We start from the raw sequence: 14987 nt of genomic DNA, 5'->3' as shown, positions 1-14987 counted from the left end.
ATGGCCGGCACAGCTCTGCGGGCGTGTCCGGCGGCGATGGAGGCAATGCCCGTGCGCGAGGCGGGAAGCGCCACCCGGGTAGGGGCAGGAACGGGAACCTCGCGGCGGGTCGGGGCGAGGCCGGGTGCTTCGCCGGGCGCAGGCACGGGGCCGGGCTCGGGCGGGCGACTGGCGCCGGGCGTTGCGCGGGTAGCGCGGGCCCTGGCGCGGGATGCTGGGTAAGCAGGGGGCGATTATAGGGCGCGGGCCGGCCGCTCAGGCAAGCCCGTCGGCGCTGCCCGGCGCCGGCGCGGCGGCGCGCCCGGTGAGCCAGACGCGCACGCTCTTCACGCGGTTCTCGCCGGACTGCAGGATTTCCAGGCGGTAGGGGCCGATGCGCAGGCACACCGGGCAGTCGGGGATCTGCTCCAGGGCCTCGGTGACCAGGCCGTTGAGGGTCTTCGGGCCCTCGCTGGGCAACTGCCAGCCGAGGGCGCGGTTGAGCTCGCGGATATTCGCCGAGCCGTCGATCACGTAGGTGCCGTCGGCCTGGGGGTGGATGTCCGGGTTGCGCAGGGCGTCGGCGTTGCTGAACTCGCCGACGATCTCCTCGAGGATGTCTTCCAGGGTGATGATGCCGATCACCTCGCCATACTCGTCGACGACGATGCCGATGCGCCGCTTCTGCTTCTGGAAGTTGATCAGCTGGGTCGACAGCGGCGTGCTCTCGGGAATGAAGTAGGGCTCCAGGCAGGCGGCGCGCAGGCTGTCCTTGGTCAGTTGGTTGTGCGTCAGCAGGCGGGCGATCTGACGCATGTGGACGATGCCCTCGACCTGGTTGATGTCGTTGCGGAACACCGGCAGGCGCGTGTGGGTGGTGTTGCGCAGCTGGCCGATGATGCTTTCCACGTCGTCGTCCAGGTCGATGCCCTGCACCTCGTTGCGCGGCACCATGAGGTCGTTCACGGTGATCTTTTCCAGGTCGAGGATGCTCAGCAGCATGTCCTGGCGGTTGGCGCTGAGCTTCTCGCTGGATTCGCTGACCACGCTGCGCAGCTCGTCGTTGTTCAGCGGCCGGCTGCGGCGCTGCGCCGGGTCCAGGCCGCATAGCCGGAGGATGCCGTTGCTCACCCCGTTCATCAGCCACAGCAGCGGGCTGAACAGGCGCTGCAGCCACAGCAGCGGCAGGCTGGCGGGGAAGGCCACGCGTTCCGGGCGCAGGGTGGCGTAGGTCTTGGGGGTGATCTCGCCGAAGATCAGCAGCACCAGAGTCAGCGCCAGGGCCGTGGGCGCCACCGCGAAGTCGCCCCACAGGCGCAGGGCCAGCAGGGTGGCCAGGGACGAGGCGATGACGTTGACCAGGTTGTTGCCGATGAGGATGGTGCCCAGCAGGCGGTCGGTGCGCAGCAGCAGCCAGCTGGTGCGCCGCGCCGCGCGGTTGCCCTGCTTGGCCTGGTGGCGCAGGCGGTAGCGGTCCAGGCTGAGCACGCCGGTCTCGACGCTGGAGAAGAACGCCGAGCACAGCAGCAGGAAGACCAGCAGGCCGATCAGGTAGCCGGGATGGATGTCGCCCATGCGTCGGGTGCCCTCAGCGTTCCGTGGCGCCCAGGCGCCGCCGGGCTCAGATGTGCAGGATGAATTCCTTGACCAGCTTGCTGCCGAAGTAGGCCAGCATCAACAGGCAGAAGCCGGCCAGGGTCCAGCGGATCGCCTTGTGCCCGCGCCAGCCGAGCTGGTGGCGGCCCCACAGCAGCACGGCGAAGACCACCCAGGCGAAACAGGAGAGGATGGTCTTGTGCGCCAGGTGCTGGGTGAACAGGTTGTCGAGGAACAGCCAGCCGGACACCAGCGACAGCGAGAGCAGCACCCAGCCGCCCCAGAGGAAGCCGAACAGCAGGCTTTCCATGGTCTGCAGCGGCGGGAAGTTGCGGATCAGCCCGGCCGGGTGCTTGTGCTTCAGGCGATGGTCCTGCACCAGCAGCAGCAGGGCCTGGAACACCGCGATGGTGAGCAGGCCGTAGGCCAGCACCGAGAGCAGGATGTGCGCGAGGATGCCCGGCTGCTCGTTGATCGGCTCCAGGGTGCCGTGGGGCACCAGCACCGACAGCGCGGCGGTCAGCATGCCCAGCGGGAAGAGGAACAGCAGCAGGTTCTCCACCGGGATGCGCAGGCAGGCCAGCAGGGTCAGGGCGATCACCGCCGCGGCGATCAGGTTGGCGGCGTTGAAGAAGTCCAGCACCAGCCCGGCGTCGGTCAGCAGTTGCGGGGTCAGGCCCAGGCACTGGGCGACCAGCGCGGCCAGGCCGAGCACCAGCAGCAGGGGTTTGTTCGGCGCGGCGCGGCGCGCCAGGCAGACACCGTGGTAGGCCGTGGCGCCCAGGTAGAGGAGGGCGGCGAGCAGGCTGGGCAGCAGAGGGTGCATAGCGTCTTGGGCGAATCCTTCGAAAGGTGCCGAGTTTGGCACAGAACGGCCATGCCTAGAAAGCAGCCGGGAACGCTTCGCTTTCTCGCTGCGGCGGGATCATCGGCGGTGTCTGTGGCCTTCGCAGTTGGTTATAATCCCGCGCTTGCTGCCACGCCCACCCCGGCCGCTCCCGGCCCGATAGGAACGCGCATGTTCGAAAACCTTACAGACCGCCTCTCGCAAACGCTGCGCCAGGTCACCGGCAAAGCCAAGCTGACCGAGGACAACATCAAGGATACGCTCCGCGAAGTGCGGATGGCCCTGCTCGAGGCCGACGTGGCCCTGCCGGTGGTCAAGGACTTCGTCAACCGCATCAAGGAGCGCGCGGTCGGCACCGAGGTGTCCAAGAGCCTGACCCCGGGCCAGGCCTTCGTGAAGATCGTGCAGGCCGAACTGGTCGAGCTGATGGGCGCGGCCAACGAGGACCTGGCGCTCAACGCCGCGCCGCCGGCGGTCATCCTCATGGCCGGCCTGCAGGGCGCGGGCAAGACCACCACCGCCGGCAAGCTGGCGCGCTTCCTCAAGGAGCGCAAGAAGAAGTCGGTGCTGGTGGTTTCGGCGGACGTCTACCGCCCGGCGGCGATCAAGCAGCTGGAAACCCTGGCCAACGACATCGGCGTGACCTTCTTCCCCTCGGACACCAGCCAGAAGCCGGTGGCCATCGCCGAGGCGGCGATCCGCGAGGCGAAGCTGAAGTTCATCGACGTGGTGATCGTGGATACCGCCGGTCGCCTGCACGTCGACAGCCAGATGATGGACGAGATCAAGCAGGTCCACGCGGCGATCCAGCCGGTGGAAACCCTGTTCGTGGTCGACGCCATGACCGGCCAGGACGCCGCCAACACCGCCAAGGCCTTCAACGACGCCCTGCCGCTGACCGGCGTGGTGCTGACCAAGGTCGACGGCGACGCCCGCGGCGGCGCCGCGCTGTCGGTGCGCGCCATCACCGGCAAGCCGATCAAGTTCCTCGGCATGGGCGAGAAGAGCGAAGCCCTCGACCCCTTCCACCCGGACCGCGTGGCCTCGCGCATCCTCGGCATGGGCGACGTGCTCAGCCTGATCGAGCAGGCCGAGCAGAACATGGACCGCGAGAAGGCCGAGAAGCTCGCGAAGAAGATCAAGAAGGGCAAGGGCTTCGACCTCGAAGACTTCCGCGACCAGCTGCAGCAGATGAAGAACATGGGCGGCCTGGGCAGCCTGATGGACAAGCTGCCGATGCTCGGCGGCGTCAACCTGGCGCAGATGGGCAACGCCCAGGGCGCGGCGGAGAAGCAGTTCAAGCAGATGGAGGCGATCATCAACTCCATGACCCCCGCCGAGCGCCGCGACCCGGAAGTGATCAGCGGCTCGCGCAAGCGCCGCATCGCCATGGGTTCGGGCACCCAGGTGCAGGACGTCGGCCGCCTCATCAAGCAGCACAAGCAGATGCAGAAGATGATGAAGAAGGTCACCGCCAAGGGCGGCATGGCCAAGATGATGCGCGGCATGGGGAGCATGTTCCCCGGCGGCATGCCGAAGATGTGACCCGCAGGCCCGCCTGGCTGGCGGGCCGACGTGCTGCGGCTTGCGGCGCGGGGCTTTAGCTCATAGAATATGCGGCCTTTCGGGCTCCTTGCCCGAGGGCTGCATTTCTTTTTTGCAAGCAAACCATAGGAACAACGTACGCATGGTAACCATTCGTCTGGCTCGTGGCGGCTCCAAGAAGCGCCCGTTCTATCACCTGACCGTGACCAACAGCCGCAACGCTCGTGACGGCCGTTTCGTCGAGCGCGTCGGCTTCTTCAACCCCGTCGCCACTGGCGCCGAAGTCAAGCTCTCGGTCAACCAGGAGCGCGTCAACTACTGGCTGAGCCAAGGCGCTCAACCGTCCGAGCGCGTCGCTCAACTGCTCAAGGACGCCGCCAAGGCTGCCTGAAGTCGATGAACACGATGCCTGCCGCCGAGGAAATGATCGTACTCGGCAAGATAGTTTCCGTGCATGGCATTCGTGGCGAGGTGAAGGTGTATTCCTTTACCGACCCGTTGGACAACCTGCTGGACTACCGGCGCTGGACGCTCAAGCGTGGCACCGAGGTTCGACAGGCTGAACTGGTCAGTGGCCGCGTGCAGGGCAATGTCCTGGTGGCGAAGCTGAAGGGACTGGACGATCGCGAAGTCGCCCGCACCTATGCGGATTTCGAGATCCTGGTACCGCGCAGCGAGCTCCCGGAGCTGGACGACGGCGAGTTCTACTGGAGCCAGTTGGAAGGTCTCAAGGTGATCGACACGAACGGGCAACTGTTCGGGATACTCGACCACATGCTGGAGACCGGCGCCAACGACGTGATGGTGGTCAAGCCCTGTGCGGGCAGCCTGGATGACCGCGAGCGCCTGTTGCCCTATACGGAGCAATGCGTGCAATCGGTGGACCTGGCGGCTGGCGAGATCAGGGTGGACTGGGACGCGGATTTCTGACCCGCAGGGTAGGAGTTTCAACCCATGTGGATCGGAGTCATCAGCATCTTTCCGGAGATGTTCCGCGCCATCAGTGACTACGGCATCACCAGCCGTGCGGTGAAACAGGAGCTGATCCGGCTCGAGTGTTTCAACCCACGCAACAACACTGATGACCGTCACCAGACGGTGGACGACCGGCCCTTCGGCGGTGGTCCGGGCATGGTGATGAAGATCAAGCCGCTGGAAGGCGCACTGGGCGATGCCCGGCAAGCCGCAGGCGGACCGGCGAAGGTGATCTACCTGTCGCCGCAGGGCCGCAAACTGACGCAGGCGGCCGTGAAGGAACTGGCGAACGAGGAGCGGTTGATCCTCATAGCCGGGCGTTACGAAGGCATCGACGAGCGCTTCATCGAAGAGCACGTGGATGAGGAATGGTCGATTGGCGATTATGTCCTGTCCGGGGGTGAGCTTCCGGCCATGGTGCTGATCGACGCGGTCACACGGTTGTTGCCCGGTGCATTGGGCCACGTGGACTCCGCCGAGGAGGACTCGTTCACCGACGGCCTGCTCGACTGTCCGCACTACACCCGACCCGAGGTGTACGCAGACAAACGTGTTCCCGAGGTGCTGCTAAGCGGCAACCACGAACACATCCGGCGCTGGCGTTTGCAGCAGTCCCTTGGAAGGACCTGGGAACGACGTGCCGATCTTCTGGATTGCCGCTCGCTTTCTGGAGAAGAGAAGAAGCTGCTGGAGGAATACATCCGCCAGCGGGACGATAGTTAACGTATCGATGGCGAGCGCCAAGCGCTTGTCTTAGGAGCACTGAGATGACCAACAAGATCATTCAGCAGATCGAAGCTGAACAGATGAACAAAGAGATTCCGGCGTTCGCCCCCGGCGACACCGTAATCGTCCAGGTGAAAGTGAAGGAAGGCGACCGTCAGCGTCTGCAGGCCTTCGAAGGCGTCGTGATCGGCAAGCGTAACCGCGGCCTGAACAGCGCGTTCACCGTTCGCAAGATCTCCAACGGCGTAGGCGTAGAGCGTACCTTCCAGACCTACAGCCCGCTGGTCGACAGCGTCAGCGTCAAGCGTCGCGGCGACGTGCGCAAGGCCAAGCTGTACTACCTCCGCGAACTGTCCGGCAAGGCAGCGCGCATCAAGGAAAAACTGGTCTGAGTCCACGACTCCCAGTCGATCCGGAAAAAAGCAGCCCTCGGGCTGCTTTTTTCATGCCTGCGATTTGCCGGGGACGCCTGTAGCGGGCCCTGCCCGCGATTTCGCGCGCAGGGCGCGCTCCTACAACTGTGCCTCCGGAACCGTAGGGCGCATAACCGTTCGCGGTTATCCGCCGTTGGCCCGAAATGCCGCTGCCGAGAACGACGGCGTAGGTGCTCTTCGTAGGATCGAGGGGGACGCCTAGTTCTTGCTCGCGAACAAACGCGGTGCCATGCGGTTCGCGAGCAAGCTCGCTCCTATGAAAAGCCATGTTCGCCTGCAACGTAGGAGCGGACTCCGTCCGCGATCAGACCAGCAGGATGACTCCCTGCTTCCCGGCTTCCTCAGGGCCGCATGCTGACGTGCAGCGAAGCCTGGGACAGGTCGATGTCCTGCAGGCTCAGGCTGCCCATGCTCTGGCTCTGCGGGGCGCCGGCGACGCGGATGTTGTCGAAGCGCATCTCGCCGATGGAGCTGGGCAGGCGCAGGCTGATCGAGCCGTCGGGGTTGAGGCTGGAGGCCATGTGCTCGGTGTCGTAGACCACGTCCTTCATCGAGGTTTCGGCCTGCAGGCTGTCCACCACCGGCAGCACCAGGCGCGCCAGTTGCTTCATGGTGCCCACGCCGTCGCCGGCCTCGGCGCTGACGAACAGGCTCTGCAGGGTTTCGTCGAAGCCCTGGGCATTGATGCCGCTCATTTCGCTGTCGCTCAGCGGCTTCAGCCCGCGCTGCTGGTGGCTCTGGCTGATCGCCGGGGCCTGTTGGCGCTGGATGTCCGCGCTGGCCAGCTGGAAGGGCCCGAGCAGGGCCGCCACCAGGGTGGCGGCCAGGCGCAGGTTGTTCTGCTTCTTCAGCGCCCGCTTGACCTGGCGTTCGCTGACCCAGCCCTGGGCGATCAGGGTTTCCCCCAGGCGCAGGCCGTTGCGCAATTGCAGCTGGATCGCCTGGTCCAGTTGGGCGGCGCTGATCAGGCCCTTGCTGACGAGAATCTGGCCGAGGCGGGAATTCTGGGTGTTGGGCATGGTTGTGGACCGTGGAGCTGAAAGAATGATGGCGTGGTGCAATCATTGTCTCCGGCACCCCGCCCTGTCACCCATCTTAGGATAGGCTGACGGACGATTCGCCAGCCGATCCCGGCTCATTCCGACTGCCGGTCGTCCTCCTTGCCGGCCGCGTGGGCGCCTTCCTCGATCAGCGCTATCACCAGCCAGCCTTCCGCGGGGTTCAGCGGCCGGGTGCTGCTGGCCACGTGCATCCAGCCCGACGGATCGCGGGCGAACAGCAGTGTGGCGGCGTTGCCGTACAGCGCCTGGTACTGCTCCCAGCCGAAGCTCTCGCTGAGCAGGGTGCTGCGCACCTCGGCGCCGCGGGACAGCAGGCCGGCGAACTGCGGGTAGCTCAGCTCGCGCGGGCTCAGGTTGTGCCCGCGGTGCTGGTCGCTGGCGCGGTGCTTGTCGGTGCGCCGGCTCTCCTGGCCGCTGGTCAGGCTGAAGAGGCGCGCGCCGAACTCGTGGCGGAAGCGCATGCAGGCCAGGGTGTTCAGCTCGCCGGAGGGCGACAGGGCCAGCAGGTGGCCGAGGCCGACCAGGTCCAGGTGCGCCTCGGCATGCTGTGAGGTGGGGTTGCCGAAGTAGGTGGGCAGGTTGTCCATGCGCGCGGCGCGGATGTTCTCCCAGCTGGAGTCGGTGAGCAGCACGCGGCTGCCGGCGTTCTTCAGCGCCGCGCCTATGGCCCGCGCCACCGGGTTGGCGCCGACGATGAGGAAGCCGCTGGGCGCCGGCTCCGCCACTTTCAGCAGGCGCGCCAGGGGCCGCGCGGTGGCGCTTTGCAGGACCACGGTGCCGATGATCACCAGGAAGGTCAGCGGCACCAGCAACTGGGCCTGCTCGTGGCCGGCCTCCTGCAGGCGGATGGCGAAGATCGCCGAGACCGCCGCCGCGACTATCCCGCGCGGTGCTATCCAGGCCAGCAGCGCCCGTTCGCGCCAGTTCAGCGACGAGCCGGCGCTGCTCACCAGCACGTTCAGCGGGCGGGCGACGAACTGGATCAGCGCCAGCACCAGCAGCGCCGCCGGGCCCAGGCCGAGCAGGGCGGACAGGTCCAGGCGCGCGGCGAGGACGATGAACAGGCCGGAGATCAGCAGCACGCTGAGGTTCTCCTTGAAGTGCAGGATCTGCCGCACGTCCACGCCCTTCATGTTGGCCAGGCACATGCCCATCAGCGTCACCGCCAGCAGGCCGGACTCGTGCACCGTGAGGTTGGCGCCGATGAAGATGCCCAGCACCGCCGACAGCGCGGCCAGGTTGTGCAGGTAGTCCGGCAGCCACTGGCGGCGCAGCACCTGGCCCAGGGCCAGGCCGCCGAGGATGCCGAAGGCGCTGCCGCAGGCGATCACCCCGGCGAAGGCGCCAAGGCTGTGGCGCCAGCCGCTGCCGGTGTCGCTGGCGGCGATGAAGCTGTAGACCACCACCGCCAGCAGCGCGCCTATGGGGTCGATGACGATGCCCTCCCAGCGCAGGATGTTGGCGATGGCCGCCTTCGGCCGCACCACCCGCAGCATCGGCACTATCACCGTGGGGCCGGTGACCAGGGTGAGGGTGCCGAACAGCAGTGCCATCTCCCAGCTGAAGTCCAGCAGCCAGTGCACCGCCAGGGCGATCACGCCCCAGGTCAGCAGCGCGCCCCAGGTGACCATGCGCTGCACCACCTTGCCGATCTCGCGCCACTCGCTGAAGTGCAGGGTGAGGCTGCCCTCGAAGAGGATCAGCGCCACCGACAGCGAGACCAGGGGGAACAGCAGCGGGCCGAACAGCGCCTGCGGGTCGAGCAGGCCGAGCAGGGGCCCGGCGAGGATGCCGGACAGCAGCAGGAAGAGGATCGCCGGCAGGCGCAGGCGCCAGGCCAGCCACTGGCAGAGCAGGGCGCCGGCGCCGATGCCGCCGAGGGAAAGCAGAACTCGGGTTTCATCCATGCAGAGGGTTCCTTGACGAGGGGATGGCTGGCCGCGGACGGCCCGCCTGTGGAAGACTAGCCGCGCCCCGTCCGCTTTAGAATCCGAAAACCGCCGTGAATCCCGTTGCGCACCCGCTGATCGACCGCTTCCTCGACGCCCTCTGGCTGGAAAAGGGCCTTGCCGACAACACCCGCCTGGCCTACGGCAGCGACCTGGCGCTGTTCAACGGCTGGCTGGGGGAGCAGGGCGTGAGCCTGGAGCGCGCCGGCCGCGAGGCGATCCTCGACCACCTGGCCTGGCGCCTGGCCCAGGGCTACAAGGCCCGCTCCACCGCGCGCTTCCTCTCCGGCGTGCGCGGTTTCTACCGTTACTGCCTGCGCGAGGGGCTCATCGCCGAGGACCCGACCCTGCAGGTGGAACTGCCGCAGCTGGGCAAGCCGCTGCCCAAGTCGCTGTCCGAGGCCGACGTGGAAGCGCTGCTGGCCGCGCCGGAGACCGAGGACCCGCTGGGCCTGCGCGACCGCGCCATGCTGGAGGTGCTCTACGCCTGCGGCCTGCGCGTCAGCGAGCTGGTCGGCCTGACACTGGAGCAGCTCAACCTGCGCCAGGGTGTGGTGCGGGTGTTCGGCAAGGGCAGCAAGGAGCGCCTGGTGCCACTGGGCGAGGAAGCCATCGTCTGGCTCGAACGCTACCTGCGCAACGCCCGCGACGACCTGCTCGGCGGCCGCCCCAGCGACGTGCTCTTCCCCAGCCTGCGCGGCGAACAGATGACCCGCCAGACCTTCTGGCACCGCATCAAGCACCACGCCAAGGTCGCCGGCATCGGCAAGTCGCTGTCGCCGCACACCCTGCGCCACGCCTTCGCCACCCACCTGCTCAACCATGGCGCCGACCTGCGTGTGGTGCAGATGCTGCTGGGCCACAGCGACCTGTCGACCACGCAGATCTACACCCACATCGCCCGCGCGCGCCTGCAGGAGCTGCACGCCCAGCACCACCCGCGTGGCTGAGCGTAGGAGCGGACTCCGTCCGCGATGGGCCGGACACCCCGTAGGATGGGTTGAGCGAAGCGATACCCATCACCACGACCGCATGGGTTTCGCCAAGGCTCAACCCATCCGTTGAGGCGCGCCTCGGCGCAGCCGGCAAGATAGGCCTGTCTGGTGTAGGGCGAATAACCGTTCGCGTTATCCGCCGCTTGACCTGATCGACCAACGGCGCGCCCTGAAGCCTCGTGCTACAAGCTCGCGGTTCGGTCCGCAGGCTCTGCTGTGGTAGGCTGCGAGGTTCATCCACAGGAGTTTTCCATGCGTCTGTCCCGTTTCCTGGCTGCCGCGGCCCTGGGCCTCGCCAGCACCCTCGTCCTGGCCGCCGAGCCCGACCAGACCATCCGCAAGACCCTGCAGTCGCTGCAGCCCGACCTGCCCATCGAAACCATCAGCGCCAGCCCCGTGCAGGGCCTGTACCAGGTCCAGCTCAAGGGCGGCCGGGTGCTCTACGCCAGCGTCGACGGCAACTTCGTGGTGCAGGGCAACATCTACCAGGTGAAGGACGGCGCGGCCACCAACATCACCGAGGTCGCCGAGGCGGCCGGCGTGGCCAAGACCATCAATGCGCTGCCGGCCAGCGACATGGTGGTGTTCCCCGCCCAGGGCAAGGCCAAGGCGCACATCACCGTGTTCACCGACACCACCTGCCCCTACTGCCAGAAGCTGCACGCCGAGGTGCCGGAGCTGAACAAGCGCGGCATCGAGGTGCGCTACCTGGCCTTCCCGCGCCAGGGGCCGAAGTCCCCGGGTGACCAGCAACTGCAGGCGGTGTGGTGCTCCAAGGACCGCGCGGCGGCCATGACCGAGATGTTCCACGGCAAGGAAATCAAGGCCGCGCAGTGCCCCAACCCGGTGGACAAGCAGTTCCAGCTGGGCCAGATGGTCGGCGTGCAGGGCACCCCGGCGATCATCCTCGAAAGCGGCCAGATGCTGCCGGGTTACCAGAGCGCCGGCGAAATCGCCAAGCTGGTGCTGGACACCAAGTGAATCGGGCCCTGCGCCTGATTTGACTAATAGGGAGCCGCTTCGTAATGTGCGGTTCCTTTAACCATGAGGCCGGGCGTTCGCCCGGCCTTCGTACGGTACGTCCCCGCCCTCGCCGCACATGCGCCGAGGGCCGGGACGTACCCCGTTTGCCGCGATGATGGGGAGTTTCAGCGTGAAACCGGTGAAAGTGGGAATCTGTGGGTTGGGGACCGTCGGTGGCGGTACCTTCAATGTACTCAAACGCAACGCCGAGGAGATTGCCCGCCGCGCCGGGCGTGGTATCGAGGTTGCGCAGATTGCCGCCCGTCGTCCCAATCCGAAATGCGAAACCGGCAGCACCCCCATCACTGCCGACATTTTCGACGTGGCGAACAACCCGGAAATCGACGTGGTCATCGAGCTGATCGGTGGCTACACCCTGGCCCACGAGCTGGTGCTCAAGGCCATCGAGAACGGCAAGCACGTGGTCACCGCGAACAAGGCGCTGATCGCCGTGCACGGCAACGAGATCTTCGCCAAGGCCCGCGAGAAGGGCGTGATCGTCGCCTTCGAGGCCGCGGTGGCCGGCGGCATCCCGGTGATCAAGGCGATCCGCGAGGGCCTGGCGGCCAACCGCATCAACTGGCTGGCCGGCATCATCAACGGCACCGGCAACTTCATCCTCACCGAGATGCGCGAGAAAGGCCGCGCCTTCGCCGACGTGCTCAAGGAAGCCCAGGCGCTGGGCTACGCCGAAGCGGACCCGACCTTCGACGTCGAGGGCATCGACGCCGCGCACAAGCTGACCATCCTGGCGTCCATCGCCTTCGGCATCCCGCTGCAGTTCGACAAGGCCTACACCGAGGGCATCACCAAGCTGACCACCGCCGACGTGAACTACGCCGAGGCCCTGGGCTACCGCATCAAGCACCTGGGCGTGGCCCGCCGCACCGACGCCGGCATCGAGCTGCGCGTGCACCCGACGCTGATCCCGGCCGACCGCCTGATCGCCAATGTGAACGGCGTGATGAACGCGGTCATGGTCAACGGCGACGCCGCCGGTTCCACGCTGTTCTACGGCGCCGGCGCCGGCATGGAGCCCACAGCATCCTCGGTGGTCGCCGATCTGGTCGACGTGGTCCGCGTGCTCACCACCGACCCGGAGAACCGCGTGCCGCACCTGGCCTTCCAGCCGGACTCGCTCTCCGACCACCCGATCCTGCCGATCGAAGCCTGCGAAAGCGCCTACTACCTGCGCATCCAGGCCAAGGACCACCCGGGCGTACTGGCCCAGGTGGCGACCATCCTCTCCGAGCGCGGCATCAACATCGAATCGATCATGCAGATGGAAGTCGAAGAGCATGACGGTCTGGTGCCGATGATTCTGGTTACCCACCGCGTGCTCGAGTCCCGCATCATCGAAGCCATCGCCGCGCTGGAAGCGCTGGATGACGTGGTCGGCAATGTCGTACGCATTCGTGTAGAGCAGCTCGCGTAAGGCTATAGGCTGAAGGCTGGACGAGAAGGCTTCTACGTCCAGCCTCAAGCCTCCAGCGCTTTTATCGGTTTTCAAGAAAGGTTTCTAACATGCGCTACATCAGTACCCGCGGCCAGGCGCCCGCGCTGAACTTCGAAGACGTGCTGCTGGCCGGCCTGGCCAGCGACGGCGGCCTGTACGTGCCGGAAAACCTGCCGCGCTTCACCGTCGAGGAGATCGCCTCCTGGGCCGGCCTGCCGTACCACGAACTGGCCTTCCGGGTGATGCGCCCGTTCGTCGCCGGCAGCATCTCGGACGCCGACTTCAAGAAGATCCTCGAGGAGACCTACGGCGTCTTCGCCCACAACGCCGTGGCGCCGCTGCGCCAGCTGAACGGCAACGAGTGGGTGCTGGAGCTGTTCCACGGCCCGACCCTGGCCTTCAAGGACTTCGCCCTGCAACTGCTCGGCCGCCTGCTCGACCACGTGCTGACCAAGCGCGGCGAGCGCGTGGTGATCATGGGCGCCACCTCCGGCGACACCGGCTCGGCGGCCATCGAAGGCTGCAAGGCCTGCGAGAACGTCGACATCTTCATCATGCACCCGCACAACCGCGTGTCCGAGGTGCAGCGCCGGCAGATGACGACCATCCTCGGCGAAAACATCCACAACATCGCCATCGAAGGCAACTTCGACGACTGCCAGGAGATGGTCAAGGCCAGCTTCGCCGACCAGGGCTTCCTGAAAGGCACCCGCCTGGTGGCGGTCAACTCGATCAACTGGGCGCGGATCATGGCCCAGATCGTCTACTACTTCCATGCCGCCATCCAGCTCGGCGCGCCGGCCCGTTCGGTGGCCTTCTCGGTGCCCACCGGCAACTTCGGCGACATCTTCGCCGGCTACCTGGCGCGCAACATGGGCCTGCCGGTCAGCCAACTGATCGTGGCGACCAACCGCAACGACATCCTGCACCGCTTCATGTCCGGCAACCGTTACGACAAGGACACCCTGCACGCATCGCTGTCGCCGTCCATGGACATCATGGTCTCGTCCAACTTCGAGCGCCTGCTGTTCGACCTGCACGGCCGCAACGGCAAGGCCATCGCCGAGCTGATGGACGGCTTCAAGGCCACCGGCAAGCTGTCCGTCGAGGATGACCGCTGGACCGAGGCGCGCCGCCTGTTCGATTCGCTGGCAGTGGACGACGAGCAGACCTGCCAGACCATCGCCGAGGTCTACGCCGAGTGCGGCGAACTGCTCGACCCGCACACCGCCATCGGCGTGCACGCCGCCCGCGAATGCCGCCGCAGCCTGGCCATCCCCATGGTCACCCTGGGCACCGCACACCCGGTGAAGTTCCCGGAAGCGGTGGAGAAGGCCGGCATCGAGGCGGCCCCGGCGCTGCCGGCGCACCTGGCCGACCTGTTCCAGCGCGAGGAACGCTGCACCGTGCTGCCCAACGAACTGGCCAAGGTCCAGGCTTTCGTCAGCGCCCACGGCAACCGCGGCAAGCCGCTCTAAACCGGCCGCAGGAAGAGCCCGCCACCTTGGCGGGCTTTTTCGTTTGCGGGGCAAATATCTGAGGTTATTGAACTTTTTCCTTCAGATAGAGGTCTTTTGCTGACGTATCCGTTGTATCCCAGGAGAACCCCATGGACCGACTCGAGCCCCTGCTCGCAGCCATCTTCAGCCAGTACGCCCACGATCTCGGACCCGCGCGTCCGGACGGTGGCCGGGTGCTGAGCCTGAGCACTTCCGAAGGCGAGGTCGTCCTGCGTCGCGTCCTCAGTGGCGAACAACTGGCCGACGAGCGCAATTGCCAGGAGGCGCTGGAAGCCATCAGCCGCGACCTGGCGGTCCAGGAGGGGCGGATCTGCAACGACGTCATCCTGGCACTGCGCCAGCGCGCCGCCCAGGTGCTCAGCTACGACACCTGAGCCCGCCGGTTCCATCGCGAATGCCGCCGCCCCGGTGCGGGGCGGCAGCATTCGCGTTTCTACAGGCGCCCGCACTGCGCCAGGCGGGCGCGGATGGCCCCGGTGGTGCGACTGTGAGCGCGGGCGATGGCGGTGATCGGCTCGCCCTCGTCGAAGCGCCGCAGCAGGGCCTGTTCCTCTTCCTCGCTCCAGGGCTTGCCGGCCTGCTCCGGCGGCGGGCGCACCTTGCCCTGGGCTTCGAGGGCCTGGATGGCCTGGAACAGGGCGCGGATCACCTCCGGCGCCTGGCAGGCATTCTGCTCGGGAAGCGGCAGGCCGCTGCGCGGGTCGATGCCCTGGGCCAGCTTGCGCAGCGTGTCCAGGCAGTGCTGGTTCATCTCCATGGAGCCTTCTCCTCTGCGGAGCGCCCGGAATGGGCGCCGAAAGGATCAGGTAGTGGATTTTCCCGCGTGGATCAGCCGGGTGATTCCGTTCTTTTCGTAGGAGCGAGCTTGCTCGCGAATGGGG

At 66.7% G+C, this 14987-nt stretch carries 15 protein-coding genes; 10 read left to right on the top strand and 5 right to left on the bottom strand.

Annotation, left to right across the window (positions count from 1 at the left end):
• Window positions 1–255 precede the first annotated feature (255 nt).
• A complete protein-coding gene (locus IG194_RS07220) occupies window positions 256–1554 on the bottom strand; it encodes an HlyC/CorC family transporter (RefSeq protein ID WP_043271416.1) in 1299 nt (432 codons plus the stop codon).
• 46 nt (window positions 1555–1600) lie between these two features.
• Window positions 1601–2401 (bottom strand): inner membrane protein YpjD, encoded by an 801-nt coding sequence (locus IG194_RS07215; RefSeq protein ID WP_009616342.1) that lies wholly within the window; start codon window positions 2399–2401, stop codon window positions 1601–1603.
• Window positions 2402–2593: 192 nt separating this feature from the next.
• Here IG194_RS07215 and ffh point away from each other — a divergent pair, with 192 nt between their 5' ends.
• The 5 genes from ffh to rplS all read left to right on the top strand — a co-directional run bounded on the left by ffh (window position 2594) and on the right by rplS (window position 6060).
• Window positions 2594–3967 (top strand): signal recognition particle protein, encoded by a 1374-nt coding sequence (gene ffh, locus IG194_RS07210; RefSeq protein ID WP_009616344.1) that lies wholly within the window; start codon window positions 2594–2596, stop codon window positions 3965–3967.
• Between the two features lie 142 nt (window positions 3968–4109).
• Complete coding sequence (rpsP, locus tag IG194_RS07205) at window positions 4110–4358, top strand: 30S ribosomal protein S16 (protein WP_009616346.1); 249 nt, start codon at window positions 4110–4112, stop codon at window positions 4356–4358.
• A 5-nt stretch (window positions 4359–4363) separates the two neighbouring features.
• A complete protein-coding gene (gene rimM / locus IG194_RS07200; protein ID WP_009616348.1) occupies window positions 4364–4897 on the top strand; it encodes a ribosome maturation factor RimM in 534 nt (177 codons plus the stop codon).
• 24 nt (window positions 4898–4921) lie between these two features.
• Window positions 4922–5665, top strand: a complete 744-nt coding sequence (trmD, locus tag IG194_RS07195) for a tRNA (guanosine(37)-N1)-methyltransferase TrmD (RefSeq protein ID WP_009616361.1) — start codon at window positions 4922–4924, stop codon at window positions 5663–5665.
• Between the two features lie 44 nt (window positions 5666–5709).
• The gene (rplS, locus tag IG194_RS07190; RefSeq protein WP_009616363.1) at window positions 5710–6060 is read left to right on the top strand and encodes a 50S ribosomal protein L19; all 351 of its coding nucleotides are present in this window, start codon (window positions 5710–5712) and stop codon (window positions 6058–6060) included.
• A 383-nt stretch (window positions 6061–6443) separates the two neighbouring features.
• Here rplS and IG194_RS07185 read toward each other — a convergent pair whose 3' ends face one another.
• Both IG194_RS07185 and IG194_RS07180 read right to left on the bottom strand, forming a co-directional pair.
• Window positions 6444–7121: a hypothetical protein gene (locus IG194_RS07185; RefSeq protein ID WP_009616368.1), complete on the bottom strand. Its 678-nt coding sequence runs from the start codon at window positions 7119–7121 to the stop codon at window positions 6444–6446.
• Window positions 7122–7237: 116 nt separating this feature from the next.
• The gene (locus IG194_RS07180; protein WP_058487312.1) at window positions 7238–9070 is read right to left on the bottom strand and encodes a cation:proton antiporter; all 1833 of its coding nucleotides are present in this window, start codon (window positions 9068–9070) and stop codon (window positions 7238–7240) included.
• A gap of 95 nt (window positions 9071–9165) precedes the next feature.
• On the opposite strand from IG194_RS07180, the gene xerD reads away from it, so the two are divergent.
• The 5 genes from xerD to IG194_RS07155 all read left to right on the top strand — a co-directional run bounded on the left by xerD (window position 9166) and on the right by IG194_RS07155 (window position 14480).
• Complete coding sequence (gene xerD / locus IG194_RS07175; RefSeq protein WP_009616372.1) at window positions 9166–10062, top strand: site-specific tyrosine recombinase XerD; 897 nt, start codon at window positions 9166–9168, stop codon at window positions 10060–10062.
• A 297-nt stretch (window positions 10063–10359) separates the two neighbouring features.
• The gene (locus IG194_RS07170) at window positions 10360–11088 is read left to right on the top strand and encodes a DsbC family protein (RefSeq protein ID WP_009616374.1); all 729 of its coding nucleotides are present in this window, start codon (window positions 10360–10362) and stop codon (window positions 11086–11088) included.
• 172 nt (window positions 11089–11260) lie between these two features.
• Window positions 11261–12565 (top strand): homoserine dehydrogenase, encoded by a 1305-nt coding sequence (locus IG194_RS07165; RefSeq protein ID WP_024128495.1) that lies wholly within the window; start codon window positions 11261–11263, stop codon window positions 12563–12565.
• Window positions 12566–12654: 89 nt separating this feature from the next.
• Window positions 12655–14064 (top strand): threonine synthase, encoded by a 1410-nt coding sequence (gene thrC / locus IG194_RS07160; protein ID WP_009616379.1) that lies wholly within the window; start codon window positions 12655–12657, stop codon window positions 14062–14064.
• Window positions 14065–14195: 131 nt separating this feature from the next.
• Window positions 14196–14480, top strand: coding sequence for a DUF3509 domain-containing protein (locus IG194_RS07155; protein WP_009616381.1), 285 nt, complete (start codon window positions 14196–14198; stop codon window positions 14478–14480).
• Window positions 14481–14539: 59 nt separating this feature from the next.
• On the opposite strand, the gene IG194_RS07150 is transcribed toward IG194_RS07155, so the two are convergent.
• The gene (locus IG194_RS07150; protein WP_058487311.1) at window positions 14540–14863 is read right to left on the bottom strand and encodes a hypothetical protein; all 324 of its coding nucleotides are present in this window, start codon (window positions 14861–14863) and stop codon (window positions 14540–14542) included.
• Window positions 14864–14987: the final 124 nt, after the last annotated feature.

Source organism: Pseudomonas sp. ADPe (assembly GCF_014843515.1).
In the GTDB taxonomy this organism is placed as follows: Bacteria; Pseudomonadota; Gammaproteobacteria; order Pseudomonadales; family Pseudomonadaceae; genus Pseudomonas; species Pseudomonas citronellolis.
Note: the sequence above shows the minus strand (reverse complement) of the source record. Positions and strands in the feature narration are given on the sequence as shown.